Origin of the sequence: Pelagibacterium luteolum (assembly GCF_900100665.1) — a bacterium.
GTDB classification, from domain to species: domain Bacteria; phylum Pseudomonadota; class Alphaproteobacteria; order Rhizobiales; family Devosiaceae; genus Pelagibacterium; species Pelagibacterium luteolum.
The window spans coordinates 70968-88224 of record NZ_FNCS01000012.1 but is presented as its reverse complement, the minus strand read 5'-3'; the positions used below and the strand labels follow the sequence as shown (position 1 = coordinate 88224).

At 63.0% G+C, this 17257-nt stretch carries 23 protein-coding genes and 1 pseudogene; 11 read left to right on the top strand and 13 right to left on the bottom strand.

The window, feature by feature from the left end:
• From BLR31_RS21920 to BLR31_RS15920, 10 genes are all read right to left on the bottom strand, one after another.
• Positions 1 to 426 (bottom strand): hypothetical protein (locus BLR31_RS21920; RefSeq protein WP_090597692.1); only part of this gene is annotated, 426 nt, incomplete at its 3' end.
• Between the two features lies 1 nt (position 427).
• Positions 428 to 604, bottom strand: coding sequence for an EAL domain-containing protein (locus tag BLR31_RS21410; protein WP_137387896.1), 177 nt, complete (start codon positions 602 to 604; stop codon positions 428 to 430).
• Positions 591 to 857, bottom strand: coding sequence for an EAL domain-containing protein (locus BLR31_RS15955; protein WP_176762711.1), 267 nt, complete (start codon positions 855 to 857; stop codon positions 591 to 593). Before BLR31_RS15955 ends, BLR31_RS21410 begins: the two co-directional genes overlap by 14 nt.
• Before the next feature lie 126 nt (positions 858 to 983).
• Entirely contained in the window at positions 984 to 1247 is a 264-nt protein-coding gene (locus BLR31_RS15950) for a hypothetical protein (RefSeq protein WP_090597690.1), read from the bottom strand.
• Positions 1248 to 1591: 344 nt separating this feature from the next.
• Positions 1592 to 2299 (bottom strand): exopolysaccharide biosynthesis protein, encoded by a 708-nt coding sequence (locus BLR31_RS15945; RefSeq protein WP_090597689.1) that lies wholly within the window; start codon positions 2297 to 2299, stop codon positions 1592 to 1594.
• Position 2300: 1 nt separating this feature from the next.
• Entirely contained in the window at positions 2301 to 2549 is a 249-nt protein-coding gene (locus tag BLR31_RS15940; RefSeq protein WP_090597688.1) for a hypothetical protein, read from the bottom strand.
• A 90-nt stretch (positions 2550 to 2639) separates the two neighbouring features.
• Positions 2640 to 2954: a hypothetical protein gene (locus BLR31_RS15935; RefSeq protein ID WP_090597687.1), complete on the bottom strand. Its 315-nt coding sequence runs from the start codon at positions 2952 to 2954 to the stop codon at positions 2640 to 2642.
• A gap of 99 nt (positions 2955 to 3053) precedes the next feature.
• Entirely contained in the window at positions 3054 to 4061 is a 1008-nt protein-coding gene (locus tag BLR31_RS15930) for a TerC family protein (protein WP_090597686.1), read from the bottom strand.
• A gap of 139 nt (positions 4062 to 4200) precedes the next feature.
• Positions 4201 to 4488 carry a hypothetical protein gene (locus BLR31_RS15925; RefSeq protein WP_090597685.1) on the bottom strand — a complete coding sequence of 96 codons (288 nt, stop codon included), beginning with the start codon at positions 4486 to 4488 and terminating at the stop codon, positions 4201 to 4203.
• A 10-nt stretch (positions 4489 to 4498) separates the two neighbouring features.
• Positions 4499 to 4738 (bottom strand): YdcH family protein, encoded by a 240-nt coding sequence (locus BLR31_RS15920; protein ID WP_176762710.1) that lies wholly within the window; start codon positions 4736 to 4738, stop codon positions 4499 to 4501.
• A gap of 100 nt (positions 4739 to 4838) precedes the next feature.
• On the opposite strand from BLR31_RS15920, the gene BLR31_RS15915 reads away from it, so the two are divergent.
• Positions 4839 to 5750, top strand: coding sequence for a LysR substrate-binding domain-containing protein (locus BLR31_RS15915; protein WP_090597683.1), 912 nt, complete (start codon positions 4839 to 4841; stop codon positions 5748 to 5750).
• On the opposite strand, the gene BLR31_RS15910 is transcribed toward BLR31_RS15915, so the two are convergent.
• Entirely contained in the window at positions 5751 to 6644 is an 894-nt protein-coding gene (locus tag BLR31_RS15910; protein ID WP_090597682.1) for a LysR family transcriptional regulator, read from the bottom strand. It lies immediately after the preceding gene.
• A 103-nt stretch (positions 6645 to 6747) separates the two neighbouring features.
• Between BLR31_RS15910 and BLR31_RS15905 the strand changes: the two genes are divergently transcribed.
• From BLR31_RS15905 to BLR31_RS15885, 5 genes and pseudogenes are all read left to right on the top strand, one after another.
• Positions 6748 to 8319, top strand: coding sequence for a proton-conducting transporter transmembrane domain-containing protein (locus tag BLR31_RS15905; RefSeq protein ID WP_090597681.1), 1572 nt, complete (start codon positions 6748 to 6750; stop codon positions 8317 to 8319).
• A 23-nt stretch (positions 8320 to 8342) separates the two neighbouring features.
• Positions 8343 to 10766: a YbcC family protein gene (locus tag BLR31_RS15900; protein ID WP_090597703.1), complete on the top strand. Its 2424-nt coding sequence runs from the start codon at positions 8343 to 8345 to the stop codon at positions 10764 to 10766.
• Positions 10763 to 11668 (top strand): DUF6671 family protein, encoded by a 906-nt coding sequence (locus BLR31_RS15895; protein WP_090597680.1) that lies wholly within the window; start codon positions 10763 to 10765, stop codon positions 11666 to 11668. Before BLR31_RS15900 ends, BLR31_RS15895 begins: the two co-directional genes overlap by 4 nt.
• A gap of 21 nt (positions 11669 to 11689) precedes the next feature.
• A complete protein-coding gene (locus tag BLR31_RS15890) occupies positions 11690 to 11908 on the top strand; it encodes a hypothetical protein (protein ID WP_090597679.1) in 219 nt (72 codons plus the stop codon).
• Positions 11909 to 12169: 261 nt separating this feature from the next.
• Positions 12170 to 12592: pseudogene (locus tag BLR31_RS15885) on the top strand (IS110 family RNA-guided transposase); the annotation flags it as partial.
• Here the strand turns inward: BLR31_RS15885 and BLR31_RS15880 are convergent.
• Positions 12571 to 13230 carry a LysR family transcriptional regulator gene (locus BLR31_RS15880; RefSeq protein ID WP_090597678.1) on the bottom strand — a complete coding sequence of 220 codons (660 nt, stop codon included), beginning with the start codon at positions 13228 to 13230 and terminating at the stop codon, positions 12571 to 12573. The pseudogene BLR31_RS15885 and the gene BLR31_RS15880 sit on opposite strands and share 22 nt — an antisense overlap.
• Before the next feature lie 101 nt (positions 13231 to 13331).
• Here BLR31_RS15880 and BLR31_RS15875 point away from each other — a divergent pair, with 101 nt between their 5' ends.
• The 5 genes from BLR31_RS15875 (at position 13332) to BLR31_RS15855 (ending at position 16939) form a co-directional block, all read left to right on the top strand.
• Entirely contained in the window at positions 13332 to 13745 is a 414-nt protein-coding gene (locus BLR31_RS15875; RefSeq protein WP_090597677.1) for a cupin domain-containing protein, read from the top strand.
• A 67-nt stretch (positions 13746 to 13812) separates the two neighbouring features.
• On the top strand, positions 13813 to 14073 hold the full coding sequence (locus BLR31_RS15870; RefSeq protein ID WP_143009415.1) for a hypothetical protein: 261 nt from the start codon (positions 13813 to 13815) through the stop codon (positions 14071 to 14073).
• A gap of 15 nt (positions 14074 to 14088) precedes the next feature.
• Positions 14089 to 14436 (top strand): LysE family transporter, encoded by a 348-nt coding sequence (locus BLR31_RS15865; protein ID WP_090597675.1) that lies wholly within the window; start codon positions 14089 to 14091, stop codon positions 14434 to 14436.
• A gap of 534 nt (positions 14437 to 14970) precedes the next feature.
• A complete protein-coding gene (locus tag BLR31_RS15860) occupies positions 14971 to 15966 on the top strand; it encodes an alpha/beta hydrolase (protein WP_143009414.1) in 996 nt (331 codons plus the stop codon).
• 382 nt (positions 15967 to 16348) lie between these two features.
• Entirely contained in the window at positions 16349 to 16939 is a 591-nt protein-coding gene (locus tag BLR31_RS15855; RefSeq protein ID WP_090597702.1) for a tyrosine-type recombinase/integrase, read from the top strand.
• On the opposite strand, the gene BLR31_RS21405 is transcribed toward BLR31_RS15855, so the two are convergent.
• Complete coding sequence (locus tag BLR31_RS21405; RefSeq protein WP_143009413.1) at positions 16936 to 17229, bottom strand: hypothetical protein; 294 nt, start codon at positions 17227 to 17229, stop codon at positions 16936 to 16938. The genes BLR31_RS15855 and BLR31_RS21405 overlap by 4 nt on opposite strands.
• Positions 17230 to 17257: the final 28 nt, after the last annotated feature.

The window sequence follows — 17257 nt, the reverse complement described above, 5'->3', positions numbered from 1 at the left end:
CTGCCCGCGGTCGGAGCAGGCGCGTTGTGCTGTTTCATCGACTTCCTCCCTTGCGATTCCATTTTCGCCCGGGGAGTGTGTGGGAACAGAAGTCGGCGTGACCAGTCTCTTGAGATCTGACAGGGCCGCAAGATCAACCTGCGGCGCGCCAATCCTCATTTCTGCACAGATCAGGGGATCCACCATCCAGCCAGGAATCGAGATGATGGTGCCAGAGGGACCGTCAACTCTCAGAAACTGTCCCGTGGCCCGCTGTTGAACCTGCCGAACGGTTACCTTCCGTTCGAAATAGGGATGCCAACGATAGTGAATTTCCCGCTCTTCCCCGACATGGGCAGAATGAACGGGCGATGGCCGGCACCCGAAAACCTTCACCATGTCGGTCGTAGATGCCAGCTTTGCCTGCGCCCAGAAGCGGTCATTCACGCTAATGGCGGCAGTTGTCGAGGAGCGTGCCTTCGGTGATCTCCAGATCGAGCCGCGACGGCGCGAGGCCGGACGAAGCGACGGCCGACAGGACCGTTTCGGCAAGCTTTGCATCTTTGAACTGCAGGGGCGGGATATTGACCGAGACCGGACAGCGTTCCGTTCTAGGATGCTGCATCGCGCGTCGCCGTTCGCAGCACCCATTCGCCGATCGCCGGCATCCGGCCTATTGCCTCGGCCAACGTTATGAAACTGGCCGGGGTCACCGCCGTTCGGTCCGAACGGGTCCACCGAAGCAGAGCTTCGAAGCCCGTCACGGTTGCGGTCGCAAGGTCGACCTGCGGTTGGTAGACAAGACTGAACACCTCAAGCGCCAGCGCGGCGCGCAAGGCGCTTTCCAAGCCCCGGCGCGCCTCCACCGCGTCTTTCATGCATGGATCGAAAAAATCGATGACAGCTGCGGCCGCCCCGTTTGGCCGCATAGAGCGCCAGATCGGCGTTCGAGATGTTTCGGAAACATCCGAGCCCGCGTCGCCCATGGCCACGCCGAGGCTGGCTCAGACATTCACCGAACGCCCTTCGATGATGTACGTCCGCGACAAGAGGTCGACGAGGCGGCGCGCCATGCTTTCCGGCGACATTTTGTCGAACTCCGCTTGCATTCCGACGAATTCGTCGCCGTCGAAGCGCGCAACAAGGCCCTCGTCCGCGCACAGCTTTATAAGGCGGGCGCCGACCAGTCGCACAGCGGGGCCCCGCCGGATGGCCGAGCGGATCGTTGACGAACTTGAACCTGTCGAGGTCGATGTAGTGGATGGCATATCGATCCGCCCTGACCGCCTAGCCGCAGAGATGTTGCCGAGCAGGCGGATCGATATTTGGAGCTAGTTGACGTTGGACGACCGGCGGTTGGATCGACGCTCGCAGGCGAGGATTTCCGCCAGATCAAGCCCGGCCACCAGAGCGGCGAGTACAAGTCGGGCATAGGGCGGCGCGCCGCGATTTTCTCAGGCTCTGAGCGATCCTACGGCCAATCCCAACCGGCGTGCCAACCCATTGCGGTCGGTTGCGAGGCTCTCCAGCGCGGATTCGACTTCTTGTTGAAACGTCCTGTCCATGGAGCTTTAACGCCGCTCGCCCTGTCGGCAAGAACGATTGCTCGCGATCAGCCAAACAGCGGCCAGATCCGGTTGAGAAGTTCGCCTCCGAACCAGAACACGAAAGCGACCCACGCTGCTGCCAGAATGGCCGCGACAAACGCGAGAATAAGTGCAAGCCCATCCCGCAAGATCAAGGCGAACGCGATCATGGCGATGGCGGCGACGGGCGGCACGTTGCCGAAAGGTATCGGCAACCCGATCATGATGGAGAGAGGCAGGATCATCAAACCCGCGACGCGGCCGGCCTGACGTCCGGCAAGCCACTTGAAGCGGCCCGGCGCGTGCAGGTATTCGATCGCAACCAGCCAGCCGCGCGCTCGCTTGCCGGCGTTTGTCAGCACTCTGGTTGAGACAGACCGCCGAGTGAGCACGGCGGGCAGCCACGGCTTGCGACGGCCAATGATCATCTGAATGGCAAGGACTGCAACCGCCGTGCCGAACACCATGCCGTATGGCCCCGGGATCGGAATGAGCGCTGGCAGCACGAGGACCAGAACCAGCATCGGGAACCCGGCCGCACCGAGTCGGTCGACCACATCACCGATCGCGATGCGATCCCGATCTTTGCAGGCCGCCAGCAGATCGTCGATTACTTCCGACGCGGTGGGCGGTACAGCGTCCTCGTCAACAGCCAGCACGCGACGATCTGATCCTCGTTTCTGAGTGATGGCAAGTCGGGGCATGTGTCTAGCCTCACGCTGTTCTTCCGGCATCTTATGCAAGGTCCAAGGCCAGCCGGATTGCTGCAAGTGCGCCAGCACAGGCCGTCGTGAATGCCGCGCGCGTATTGAGCATCTGTGACCGGTTTAACGCGACGACCAACCGATTGATGTCCGCGGCGCTCAGTTCCTCGCGCCGCGTGATCCGCCTGACCCGGTGACGGCCGGATGCCCACCAGAGCCAGGCGGATGCCATCGCAAAGCCGACGATGGAAAGATCGAGTATGGTGGAGAGGTTATGCATGTGTCGGCTGCTCGTTTTATGAACGTCCCTAGCGTCATCGCGGCCGCAAGCCAGTGAACGAACTGCGGCCCTCCCGTTGTCGCTCTGCGCTTACCCACTGGCGCCTTCTAGTGGCTCAAGAAACGGCCGGGCGGCGTCGATGGCTGCCACGCATTCCGGTGCAGCCTCGGTAAGCAGCGTGACCGGGTCGGCAAAACCGATCCAGACGCCGAATGCGCTTGATGACGCCCACCACAGATCGTCCAAAGCACGGTTGACGATCTGCGCTCCTTGCTCGGTTACACAGGCGACGAGCGAGGCCACTACCTCCTGCGGGGCGCTGGTGTCGGCAAGCGACCTTGCGATGTCCTGCTGCAGCGGCTCGAGAAGAAGAAAGGTGATCAGGGCGACCAGCATGTCGTGCATTGTTTCAACTCCTTGCGTCCGAACATGTCGAGCTCAATTCCAAGTGCGCCATCTGGCAGCCCTGGCGATGGACTTGCTGTCCAGCGCCAGGGCCGAGCCTTAGGGGCGCGGCAATTCTTCCGGCCCGATATGCGGCGGCTGAGACCGCGTCTTTACCAGGCTCCAGACCACGCCCGACGCGATGATAGCGAAGGTGATGCCAAGCGAGAGCGCGGCGGGGAACTTCTCGAGACCGAGCAGGTCAGCGACGAAGATCTTCGACCCGATGAAGATCAGCACGATCGCGAGCGCCGGCTTTAGGTATTGGAACCGGTGGATCATCGCAGCGAGCGCGAAGTAGAGCGCGCGCAGGCCGAGAATGGCGAAGATGTTCGACGTGTAGACGATGAATGGGTCCGTCGTGATAGCGAAGATCGCCGGTACCGAATCCACGGCGAAGATCACGTCGGCGATCTCGACCATCACCAGCGCCATGAAAAGCGGCGTCATGAACCAGACGAGCTTGCCAGTTTTCGGATCGGGCTTCTTGACGAAGAAATCCTGGCCGTGGTGTTCGTCGGTCACGTTGAAGCGGCGCCGCAGGAAGCCGACGATGGGGTTATTGCCGATCTCGGGCTCCTTGTCGCCGATCCACAGCATCTTGATGCCGGTGATCACCAGGAACGCGGCGAAGATGTAGAGCACCCAGGAGAACTGCGAGACGAGCGTCGCGCCGAGGCCGATCATGATGGCGCGCAGGACGATGACGCCGAGGATGCCCCAGAAAAGCACGCGGTGCTGGTATTTGCGCGGAACCGCGAAAAAGGAGAAAATCAGCGCGATGACGAAAACGTTGTCGAGCGCCAGCGTCTTTTCGACCACGAAACCCGTCACATAGTTCATACCGGATTCCGCGCCGAGCTGCCACCAGACAAAGCCGCCGAAGGCCAGACCGAGGGTGATGTACATCGACGACAGGATCAGGCTTTCGCGCACCTCGATCTCGTGATTGTCACGGTGAAGGACGCCGAGGTCGAAGACCAGAAGCGCGATAACAATCGAGATGAAGCCGAGCCACATCCAGACCGGCTTGCCGAGCCAGTCGGCGAACAGAAATGCAAATTCCACGTGAACTCTCCAGCCGGTCGTCCACGGTGAAAAAATGTCCGACATCGCGAGAGGACCGGCATCTCTCGCCAGAGGGGCCCGGACTGGGGCAATCAACATGTCCGCCGCCGATCCCGCAGGATCGGCGGCGGTAGACCAGCTAGGTTGCGGCCGAAGTCAAACGGCGGATCAGGACGGTCACAACGCCCAGGATCGCGACGCCGACAAGCCACACGATCGCGATCAGCGGTCCGTCAAGCGGCGCGGCGATCTGTGCGAACCAGGCGATCAGGCCATCGGCAGCGCCCATGCCGGCCATCCAGCCGACCGCCGCCTCGACGGCGGCATAGGCAGCAAGCGCGAGCAGCGACCATGCGACGATCAGGGCAACGCCGCCGTAGCCGACGACACGGTTGAGCTTTGCCGCTTGGCGCGGTTGAAGGTGCATGGATGCGCCCTCACGCCCGCGGCCGCGCCATCGTTGGCGTGAAGGACTTGCGGCGGATCACTGGGATGACTGTCGCCTGCCCTTCCCGGTTGAGCCGCTCCAGATATTCGATCTGCTCGCGAAACCGCAGCTTGAGCTTCTTTAACCCGTAGAGCCTCAGGCTGTCGGGCGCGGGACGCGCCTGTTCATGCTCGATACGGGCCTGGATTTGTGCGCGACGATTGCGCAGCGAGTTCAGGAACGGGTCCATGTTCATACCTCCGTGTTGACCACGAGGCTGATTTGGGTATGCCTTTGCGATTGCGCCAATTGATTGTTGAAATCGTCATGATAGTCGTCAACTATCAGCCATGCCGTTCCGACCAACCCTGCGCCAGCTCGAATATGTCGTCGCCCTTGCCGAATGCGGTCATTTCGGCAAGGCCGCCAAGCGCTGCCATGTCTCGCAACCCACGCTGTCCGTTCAAATTGGGATCGTCGAAGAAAATCTCGGCATCCAGCTCTTCGAGCGGACCTCGGCAGCGGTCCTGATCACGCCAGCCGGAGAACGCTTTCTCCATGGAGCACGCGTTACGCTTGCCGCGATGACCGATCTGATGGATGCCGTCGCGCAGGACAGCGCTGCCTTGGGCGGTGTCGTCAGGCTGGGTACGCCTCCCAGCTTCGGGCCGTACTTCCTGCCGACCTTCCTGCCGCCCCTCCACCGGACATATCCCGACCTCAGAATCTATATCGTCGAGGATCGCCCTGCCGCGATCGAAACCTCTGTCGCCGAAGGCACGCTCGATTGCGGTGTCGGCCCCTCATGCGGCGAGCCCTCCTTGACCTTCATCCCGATTGGCAGCGAGCGGCTTTATCTCGGCGTGCCGGCCGATCACCGCTTTGCGCAAAGGCGATCCGTTGCCATGAAGGAGCTGGCAAACGAACGCCTTCTGGCACTGGGGAGCGGCAACCGTCTTTTGGAAAATGTCCAGCACCTGGCGAAGGCGTCGGGTGCGACGGTCGTCGACGACTATGTCGGCACCAGCCTCGACGCGATCCGCCAAATGGTCTCGATAGGTATGGGCTGTTCCCTGTTCCCAGAACTTTACGCACGGGCGGAGTTCCGCAACGCGGAAGACGTGCATCTCCTTGAGGTGAGCGACTGGCGCGAGACCCGCGAAGTCGGGGTCTACTTCAGGACAACGGCCGGCCGCGCGGCGCATTTTGAGGAACTGGCCAAAAGGGCCAAGGATGCGGCACAGGCGCTCGGCGTCGGGTAGCTAAACGACTCCGATCTGCGCCGAGCCCTGCTGCAGGAGCATTCGCAAGGCCGGGTTCGGAAAACGCCGTTCCATCGTCACGGCAAAGAAGGTCTCCGTGATCCCCAGCGGCTCATCGCCCTCGACGAGGAGGCCGGCCGCCAGCTCGTCCTTGACGACGATGGGCGGCAGGACGGCAAGGCCGACATCTTCGCGGGCCAGAAGCCGCATCATCGCCATGTCCTCGACCTCCGCGACGATCTGCGGGCGCACCATCAGGCGATCGGCAAGAGCGTCGAAGCCGGCGCGCACGCTGCTCTCCAGCGTCGGTACGATGACGGGATGGTCGCGCAAAAGATCGACGAGGCCCGCTCTGCCAAAAAACCGATGCGGCGTGCCGACGAGGCCGACTGGCTGTTCAGCGATCCGATGCGCCACGAAGGGCGTCAGTACATCACGCGCGGGCGCGTGGTTGATGAGCACGACGTCGAGGTTCAGTGCTTCCAGCGCGCGCAAAAGCTCGGCGGCCCCGCCGGAGCGCAAGACGAGCTCAATATCGGTCCGGCCGAGAACGGGCCGCAGAAACTCCATCTGGAAGTTGCGCGACAAGGTGGCGAGCGCCCCGACCCGCAGCGCCTGGCGCGCCGTACCGGTTTCGCGAAGCGTGCCTAGCAGTTCCTCCCCGGTCGCGAAGATCGCATCGGCATGGTCGAGCGCGATGCGGCCGGCTTCGGTCAGATGAAGCTGTCGTCCGCGCCGGTCGAAGAGCGCATGGCCGAGCTGCTCTTCAAGTTTGCGGATCTGCACCGAGAGCGCTGACTGGGTCAGGTTCAAGCGCGCGGCCGTGCGCGTGAGGTTGCCGTCGTGGGCGACGGCCCGGAAATACCGCAGATGGTGATAATTGAGCGCTGCCATGCCGTTCGATAATAGCGAACGGAATTGAGCAAACAATGCATTTTCTTTCGGAACGCGGCTCGGCTAGCAGCAGGGTGTCGCCACCGCACCCAAGGAAACCACCTTGTCGCTCAATCTGCTGCCGCTCGCCGCACCGCTGTTCCTGCTTCTCGCCGCACTGTTCGCGTCTTCGCGTCCGGGTCGAAGGGCCCCGCACGTAGCGGCCGTCGCCGAGCGAGCCGCCATGTCGGCCCTCGCTATCGCGGCCGGTTCGCTGGTTCTCCTACTGCTGCAGGGTCCGGGCGACAGCGCCCTCATAGGCTCGGCTGGTATAGGTCTCTCCGCGCGGCTCGACGTGATCAGCGTGACGATGCTGCTTCTGGTCTCCTTCGTCGGCTGGATCGTGCTGCGCTATTCGCGTACCTTGCTCGATGGCGAAGCACGGCAGGGCGCGTTCACAGGCTGGCTGTGCGCGGCGCTAGCCGCGGTCCTTCTCCTCGTTCAGGCCGGCAATCTCGTGCAACTGCTCGGCGCGTGGATCGCGACGAGCTTTGCGCTCCATCGCTTGCTGCTCTTCTATCCCGAGCGCATCGGGGCGCAGCGCGCGGCGCGCAAGAAGCGGCTCTTCGCGGTCCTTGGCGCCCTGTCGCTGGCAGGCTCGGTGCTGTTGATGAGCGTGGCCTTCGGCACGACCGATATCGCCGCGATCAATACCATGGCGCGGACCGGCGACGTTTCCTGGCACGCGCCGGCAGCGGCGGGGTTACTGGCGCTCGCGGCGTTGTTGAAATCGGCCCAATTCCCGACCCATGGCTGGCTGACCGAGGTGATGGAGGCGCCGACGCCGGTCTCGGCGCTGCTCCATGCAGGCGTCATCAATGCCGGCGGCTTTCTCCTCATCCGCTTCGCTGACGTGATGCTGCTCGCGCCCGGCGTGCTGGCGGTGCTGGCGATGGTCGGCGGCTTCACCGCCCTCTTCGGCGCACTCGTCATGCTGACCCAGCCAGCAGTCAAGACCTCGCTCGCCTGGTCGACCGTGGCGCAGATGGGCTTCATGATCCTGCAATGCGGGCTGGCGCTGTTCCCGTTGGCACTGCTCCACATCGTCGCCCATTCGCTCTACAAGGCCCATGCTTTCCTGGCCTCGGGCGGTGCCGTCGAGCAGGTCGCCTCGATCCGCCGGCCGGGACCGGTGGCCATACCAGATGGCGGCGCGGTCGCCCGCGCCTTCTTCATCGCGTTGGCGATCTATGGCGCGATCGGTGCAGCCTTCGGTCTTGGCTTCGGGTTTGAGCACAAATCACCCCAATCGCTCGCACTCGGCGCCATCCTCATCTTCGGCGTCGCCTATCTGCTGGCCCAGGGGCTAGCGGATGCCGCACCGCGCGCCCTGACGACAAGGACAGCAATTTACGCGACCGCAGCTGCCCTCGGCTACTTCGCGCTCCAGACGGTGGCCGAATGGCTGACGGCGGGCGTGCTGCCGGCGACGCCCGCGCCGGGGAGGCTCGAATGGACCCTGATGGCGCTCGCCGTCCTGACCTTCGGCCTGGTCGCAGTCGCGCAGGCGCTGTTCCCGCTCTGGGCGGGCCATCCGGCGGCTGCCGGCCTGCGGGTTCATCTCTCCAACGGGCTTTATGTCAACGCCATGCTCGATCGCATGCTGGGCGGCTGGTCCGTCCGCAAGCCCTCGTGACGCTCAAGGATCAGGAAAACCTCATGCTGATGACTGTACACAAGACCCCACTTCCCGGCTCCGAAGCAGTCATGGCTGCGGCGCACGGCGCAGCGCGCGCCATCCCGCCGCTCTGGCCGCTGGCGTCCAGCGTCGCTGTCAATCCGTTCCTTGGCCAGACGGGCGAACCGCTGGCTGTCGCCGCTGCGCGGTTGCGGCGGGTCGCCGGCATCCGGCTCAACATGCCGCGCGACTGGTATCGGGAGCGCCACCAAAGCGGCGAACTCACCGACGAAGATCTGGCCGAAGCGCTTGGAGCGGCGCCAGCATCAATGCGCCCAAAAACGGTTCCCGCGCTAAAGCAGGCATTGAATGTCGAGACGTCGGCGGCGCGGGCTTTGCCGACCGTCGCCGAGTTGGCGCGCGAGGCCAGCGGCATCGACTGGCAGGCCGTGGTCGATGAGCGCATCAGCCATTGGGCGGCAGGCTATTTCGATCAGGGCCAAGCGCTCTGGGCCGCAGCGCAAGGCCGCAGCGCCTATGCCTCCTGGCGCACCGTCGCCATGCATGACCTGACCCCGGAGATCGTCGGCCTTGCCCGCTTCGCCGGCACCGTCGCGGACGCTCCCGAAAGCGCCGAGGCCGCCCTGATCGACGCCGTCGAGACGCTCGGCCTGTCCGAGTCGGCGCTGGAAAGCTGCTTCCACCGCCTGCTGGCAAGCCTGGGCGGCTGGGCGCAGCTCGCACGCTATCGCCTCTGGAAGGCCGCACTGGCAGGCGGGACCGACAAGACGGTGATCGATCTCCTTGCCATTCGTCTCGTTTGGGAAGCTGCACTTCTGCGGCAATACGAGCACGAGATCGGCACGCAATGGCGCGAGACCGTGACCGCCCATGCCGAACCGGTCGCCGCAAGCGCGGAGGATCATGTCGATGCGATCCTCCAGGAGGCCGCTGAGCGCGCCGCCCAGAGGCAGCTGCGGGCCCTCTTCGCCGAACCGCGGCCCGCCGTGCCGGCTTCGTCGCGTCCCGCGATGCAGATGGCCTTCTGCATCGACGTCCGCTCGGAGGTCTTTCGCAGGGCGCTGGAAACGCTCGATCCCGGGATCAGCACGCTCGGCTTCGCCGGTTTCTTCGGCATGGGGATCGCGCACCGCCGCTTCGGCTCGGACGTGGTGGAAGCCCGCCTGCCCGTTCTGCTCCGGCCCGGTCTCTTCACCTGCTCGGGAGAGCAGACGCCTGAGACCGAGCGCGCGGATCGCACGGCACGGATCGCGGCCCGTGCCAAGCGTGCCTGGGGTCGCTTCAAGCTCGCCGCCGTCTCCTCCTTCGCCTTCGTCGAGGCGACGGGGCCAGTCTATGTCGGCAAGCTTCTTCGCGACGCGCTGGGGCTCACCCGCAATGCCGCACCGAACGACCCGGCGCCACGGCCGGCCGACACGATCGGCCTCGACCAGCGGATCGAGATGGCCGAAACCGTCCTCAGGGCCATGTCGCTCACCGATCGTTTCGCGAGGTTGGTGCTGATCGCCGGCCACGGCGCCAGTGTCGTCAACAACCCGCATGCCAGTGCACTCCATTGCGGGGCCTGCGGCGGCTATTCGGGCGAGGTCAATGCCCGGCTGCTCGCCTCGCTGCTCAACGCGCCCGACGTGCGCACCAGCCTTCTCGCACGCGGCATCGTGGTTCCCGAAGACACCTTGTTCCTGGCGGCCCTCCACGACACGACGACCGACGACGTTACCATCTATGACGCCGATCATTCCTCGGTGGAGCACGCCGCGGACCTGACGGCGGCCAGGGGTTGGCTCCAGACCGCAGGCGGGCTCGCGCGGGCCGAACGGGCAAGGCGCCTGCCCCGCGCCGAGACACAGGCCGATATTGCCCGCCGCGCCCGCGACTGGGCCGAGTTGCGACCCGAATGGGCGCTCGCCGGCTGCCAGGCTTTCGTCGCCGCGCCTCGGTGGCGCACGACGGGTTGCGACCTGGGGGGCCGGGCGTTCCTGCATGATTATGACTGGCGGCGCGACGAAGGCTTCGGCGTGCTGGAACTAATCCTGACCGCACCGGTCGTCGTCGCGAGCTGGATCAGCCTGCAATATTACGGCTCAACCGTCGCGCCGGAAGTCTTCGGCGCCGGCAACAAGCTCCTGCACAACGTCACAGGGGGAATCGGCGTCGTCGAAGGCAATGGCGGCCTCCTGCGCGCCGGCCTGCCCTGGCAGTCCGTCCATGACGGTAATGAGCTGGCGCATGAACCGCTGCGGCTCTCCGTCGTCATCGAGGCCCCGCAGAAGGCGATCACCGGCATCCTCGAGCGCCACGCGGACGTCCGGGCACTGCTCGACAATCGCTGGCTCCATCTCTTCGCCCTCGGCGAGGACGGCCGCATGGCCTGGCGTTACGCCGGCAACCTCTCCTGGGACGAAGCGGAGGTGGAAACCTTGCGACTTCAGGCGCACGCATGAAGACCTTCGTTCCGCAAGCTGTCCCCCTTGCAGACGCCGGCCACCGGTATTCACCCTATGCCTGCCGGCATGCCGTGCTCGCCACGATGCACGGAAAGGAGGAAGCAATCGCGCCCGTCCTGCGCGACCGGCTCGGACTGATCGTCTCGTCCGCGCCGGATATCGACACCGACGCACTCGGCACCTTCACCGGCGAGATCCCGCGCGCCGGCACCATCCGCGAGGCGGCAATCGCCAAGGCGCGGCTGGGCATGAAGGCAACCGGCTTGCCGATCGGCCTTGCCAGCGAAGGCAGCTACGGCCCGCACCCGCAGATCCCATTCGTTCCCGGTGGGGTCGAGCTCATGGTGCTCGTCGACGATATGCGCGGCATCGTCGTCAGCGAGCATCTGATCGAGGACGCGCCGGTCTTCGGCCACGGTTATGTAGTTGCTGGCGACGATGTGACGCCCATCCTGGATCGTCTCGGCTTTCCCGCGCACGCCTTGATCGTGAAGCCGGCCGAGAGCGAAGGTGGAGCAGGCAACATCCACAAGGGCCTGCGCGACAGAACCGCGCTCGAGCTGGCCGTCATGTCGGCTAAGGCGCAATCGGACGACGGCCGGGCGCTGATCCAGACCGATATGCGCGCCCACATGAACCCGACCCGGATGGCGACGCTCGGCCGCCTTGCCTCTGCTCTCGCCGAACGGCTTTCCGCGCTGTGCCCGGCCTGCCGCACGCCCGGCTACGGACAGGTCGATGTCGAGATCGGCTTGCCTTGCGAATGGTGCGGGACGCCGAGCCTCATGGTCCGCCACCGCGTCTTCGGCTGCGTCGCCTGCCCGCATCGTGAGAACCGGCCGCGCGGCGACGGGCTGACCAAGGCCGATCCGGGACACTGTCCCTTGTGCAACCCATGACCGGACGATGGAGAAAGGCCGATGACGAAAGCTGATGACGCGCCGCAGACCAATGACGAGCGGATCGCCTGGGTTCTGGCGCATCCTCGGATGAGCCCATGGCTGAAGGCGGCCCTCGAAGGCGCCAGGAAATGCCATCCGGTGGAAGTGCAAAACGATCTTGAGATTCTCAATCTGCTCCTGCGTGCGTATGTCGCCGAAGGCCTCGGCGCCAACGTGCGGAATTCGAACATGACGTGAAGTGTGTGGTGATAGGGTCAGTGGCGTCGCATCTGATGCTGGGGCCGGTCGGCTACGACCGTTTACGGCTTCCGTCCACCAGATTCTGATGGCCGCAATGGGCCTACGCTGACCAAGCAAACTTTGCCCAACAGGGCAGTGCGGGAAAGGCAGCTAACCGCCAAGCGCTTCCAACAGCGGACCGTCCGGACTTGATGCGGTGGACGGCTCTCCTCCCTCCCTGCGGTATGATCGCGGGATTGAAGATGGAGGAGCACCACGATGAGCAACATTGTGACGATCGGTTTGGATATTGCAAAGTCCGTTTTTCAGGTCCACGCGGTGGATTCGTCCGGCGAGGTTGTTGTTCGCCGAAAGCTGACGCGAGGGCGTGTCCTCGCCTTCTTCGAAAGTCTGCCACGATGCGTGATCGGGATCGAGGCCTGCAGTTCCTCGCACTATTGGGCTCGCGAGCTGATCGCACTCGGCCATGATGTGCGGCTGCTGCCGGCACAGTACGTAAAGCCCTATCTGAAGCGACAGAAGAATGATGCAGCCGACGCAGAAGCGATCTGCGAGGCCGTGACCCGACCGACCATGCGCTTCGTGCCGGTGAAGTCGCCTGAGCAGCAAAGCGTGATGATGCTGCACCGGGTCCGGTTGATGCTCAACCGCCAGCGCACTCAGATATCGAACGCGCTGCGGTCATTCGGGACCGCCTGCGGCAGCCATTTCGCCACGCGATGGTTCTGCATTATGCCGTCGAAGCCGATCAGGGCATGGTCCGCCAATTCGGTGATGCTGCCGGGTCGGCCGTGCTGCTGGACGTAACTCCTGCTGGCGTAGATCGCCCATATGGAGTCACAGATCTTACGACCCACCAGACTGTCGTCCGCAGGCTCGCCCGAGCGGAAGGCGACATCGGCCTCGCCCTTGGCGATGTCGAGATAGCGATCGCTGGTGATGAATTCGACCGCGAGGCCGGGATAGCGCTCGTGAAAGCGGTCGAGCAGCCCGATGGCGGCCATGCGCGAGACGGTCGGCTCCGGGCAGGTAAGGCGGATCACGCCCTTCAGGTCGTACTTCAGCGCCTGAACTTGGCGCTCCAGTGCCTCGACGGCGGTCTCGACGGCGAGCACGTAGTCAATCAGCGTCTCGCCCAGTTCAGACAAGCGATAGCCTGACGGATGCCGCTTCACCAAGATCAAACCGATGCCGTTTTCCAGTTCGCCCAGCCTGCGGTGAACGGTGGATTGGTTCACGCCAAGCGCTTTCGCCGCGGCAAGCGTGCTGCCAAAGCGCGAGACGGCGATGAGATGACGGAGGTCGCTCCAGTCGAACATGACGCCATTATGCACTTTTGCGCGCGGGCAGTGCAGTTTCTCTGCTGCCGCTCGCTAAGTTCTCTCAGTAGGTTCTCTCACGTCCTCACGGGAGAAAACCAATGCACCACCAAAGCGACGTTGAAACCATGATCGCAGGCCTGACCGTCGGACTGACGCGCAGCGCCCAGGAAAGCGGAATGGCGAAGCTGACTCCGATTCACCGCGAGGTCGCACGGGGCATGCCGATCCACCCCGAGCAGGAGATCCGGGTGCTTTCCTCGACCCTGCTTCCGGGCGATGTCACGCCCTATCATTCGCATCGCTATCCGGTGACCGTCTACATGCTGGATGGCACCTTCACGCTTGAACTCGACGGAAGCGAGCCCGTTGCGATCAAAGCGGGAGAAGTCTTCGTCGAACCTTCCGGCGTAAACATGACTGGGTTCAACAAGGGGGACGTGCCGGCGCGGATGGTGATTTTCTATGTGTGCGCTCCTGATGCACCGTTCGCCGACCCAGTGAGCGGTGCCTGATCCGACAACGAACAGTCACGCGAACAGGCCTTCGTTTTTCCGAAACGGCCAGCCGGGATTGACCACCATGTCCGCTTCCACCTTCCTATCTCTATCCATGCTTCAGTTCATCGCTGCCTATGTGGTGATGGTGATCATTCCGGGACCTGTCACCTTCGCGGCTGGCGGCCTAGCTGTCATTCAAGGATTCGGCAGGACTCTCCCCCTGCTGCTGGGCATCGGCATCGGGCGCGCGGCACTTACCGCACTGATGTTGTTCGGCGCGGTTCAACTTGCCGCCCCCCTGTCACTTCCGGCGGCGAAGATTTGCGGTGCGGTGGTGCTGTGAGGACTGGCTTGGCACATGGTCCGCGCTACACCGCCTGCCATGGGCGGTACCTCCAGGAGACTTGAGGGGGACTTGTTCGTGGAAGGCGTACTGATAGGCTTCCTGTCGCCGCAGACAGCAGCGTTCTACGCCGTGGCCCTCGTCAGCCTGATGCTCGAGGCGCCAGGGTTCATCAATGGGCTTTCGGTCGTGGCCATTGCAACTATCATTACCATCGGCTGGCATGCCGTCGTGGCGGCTCTCTTCTCGCATCCGATCGTGCGTGCTGCCGCACTCTGGCACTATCGCGCCATCTGCAGGACGGCAGGGATCGCGCTCTGCTTCATGGCCCTCTTGTCGGCCCTGCCGACTGTTAGCGCATAGTTGGACCTCGGCTGATCAATAGCCGAAAGATCTAGGTGCACGTTCACGTCGCGCAACACGGGCTCGTCAAGCTAACCTAGCCCAGCCTCTGTCTCCTTCTCGAAAGTGCCCGATCCAACCTCTACGGCCGACAAAGGTACCGAAGGCTGCCAACACTCACTCGCTTGAATGTCCGCTTTCGAATCTCCAACGCGATAGGTCCGAACGGCAGATCAGGGGTCGACCCTGCCAGTCTCCGGGCACGGCGCGCCGCGTGCGCCTGAGATGGCTCGAACGGGTGGGAAGCGGAATTGCGGGTTTCAATTGGCTATCCCCTTCGCCTCGCCGCTTGGTTGACGTCCCGTGGCAATGGTGCTCGTTGCGACCGCAGCACTGCAGTGGTAGGTCTTGTACGGCTCCTCCAAGAGAATGCCCGCCATCCTGTGGCGCAGACATCCTGCGCCGCAGACGCTGGGATACGTCCCACTTCTGTCGACATGGCTATGAACTTGCTGCGCTTCATTCGAATACGAATTCACTTGCGGAGTTGACACATTGCGCCATTTGTTTCGCGGATTCATCATTCTCATCGCCCTCGCGACGGCCGGCCTGATCGCCGCAATCGTGGCGATTGCGATGCCCTTTCCGCCAATGCCGCCGGAAACGGATGTCTTCGGCTTTTCCCGGGAGCGGGACAACGGTGCCGCGGATCTGCCATTGCAGCAGTTTCGCGCGCGTGACGGCGATGCGCTTGCCTACAGGTTCTACGATGCAGCGAACGAGCGGATCCTGGTTTTCGTTCACGGGTCCTCGTACCATGGCGCCGGATATGACGAGTTGGCGAAGTATGTGAGCGCGGCAGGAGCAGCCAAGGTCGTCCTGCCGAACATGCGGGGTCACTATTTCTCGGGACGCCGCCGGGGCGACGTCGAGTATGTCGGCCAGTATGAGGACGACATCGTCGATCTCACCCGGGAACTTCGGAAACAGGGCCATAACGGTCCCATCATCCTGGGCGGCCATTCGAGCGGCGGCGGATTTGTGTTGCGTTTTGCGGGTGGCAAGGCACCGCAGCAGGAAGCAATCGCGAGCTACGTCGCCATGGCTCCGGTCATTCCGCGCACGGCCGCGGTGCGTGGTGGCAATGCGGGCGGTTGGAACGTCATCCATCCGCCCCGCATCTTGGGACTCGTGGCGCTGAACATCATCGGCGTGCACGGCTTCGATGGACTGCCGATCATCGCCTTCAACAAACCTGCCGGCGCGTGGAACGGGACCGAGACGCTCGCCTATTCCTGGCGGCTCAATTCCTCCTATCATCCTCGCAACGACTATGCGGCCGACGTGAAGGCGATGCCCTCGAACAGTCTGGTGCTCGTCGGCGACAAGGATGAGGCCGTCGACAGTACCGCGCTACTCGATCTGTTGAAGGCCAGCGGCTACCGCGGACGCGCAGAAGTTCTGGCGGAGACGACACATTTCGGTATCTTCCACGATGCCGAGGCACTGAAGCGAATGACCGATTTCATCGCGACTGTGCCGGTGCCCTGATACGAGTGGTTCTCAACCGATCGGCTGCGCGCGCGGGAACTGGTTTCAAGATGCCCCGGCAATGGTTCCAAACGGGTTCGGTACCCAATGTGACTTCAGCTCACGACTTAGCGGCGATCCAGAGTTGCCGGCCGGCTTCGTGCCCCCACTATGCCGACAAGCAAATGCTGATACGGCAGGTTTCGGGTGCTCCGCAACCCAGACTCAACGTCTGACTAGGGGTCGGCAGCTGCCATGCATCAGCAGCCAATCATCATGTTTTGCACACTTCCTGACATTCCTGCCTAAGCCGTTGATTTAGCAGAACCAGCCTTGGTGCTCGCCCTTTCGGACCAACGGCAACATCATGTTTTGCCGGGTGAACCCACAAAAGGTGATGTTGATGAAGCAGGCAAAGGTGCTGACCGAGCAGGAGCTAAAGCGTGTCCTCGTCGTGTGCGAGTCGATGCAGAACGGCAAGCGCAACAGGATTGCGGTTTTGCTTTCACACTATGCGGGTTTGCGCGTGGGCGAGATTGCTAGCTTGAAGTGGGTCGATGTTCTCATGGCCAACGGCACGATCAAAGACCAGTTCTGGCTCAAAGCCGAAAACACCAAGTCCAATGAGGCCCGAGCAGTCTACCTGAACGGACGGCTGCAGCGAGAACTGGGCGCTTGGAAAAGTTGCCTTAGTCAACTTTCTACAGATACTCCGGTCATTCCGTCGCAAAAGCGGTCGATGCGATACCAGAATGAACTCGGGCACTTTTCCGCCAATAGCCTCTGCCAGCTATTTGCTCGCATTTATCGAGCAGCAGGCATTGATGGGGCAAGTTCACATAGCGGACGCCGGTGGTTCATCACCAAGCTTGCGCATTCTGGTGTTTCGCCAAAGGTCATCATGACATTGGCAGGCCATAAAAACCTGACCACCACACAGCGTTACATCGAGGTGAATGATGAAATGATGGCTAGAGCGGTAGGTCGGCTTTAGCCGGTGGCCTGCATGATTTTGCGGTCACAAAACACCTCCTTGGTCACTTCCACCACAACTGTCGAAGAACGAACATTGGTCTCGGAAACATCCTTGATGTTGATGCTGGACAGAAACATTTTTAGACGATCTAGAGTTAAATATGGCGCACACGTCCCCGAATAAAGCTCTTCGAGCGCTGGCCAGTTTCTGCGTATGCGCGCAGCTAATTGCGCATTTAGCTCGGCGGTTGTGGCTTGGATAGACATAATGCAATCCGAAATTGCCACCACCGCATCTGTGGCCTGCACTGATATCTTATTTACGTTTGGCCGTCCT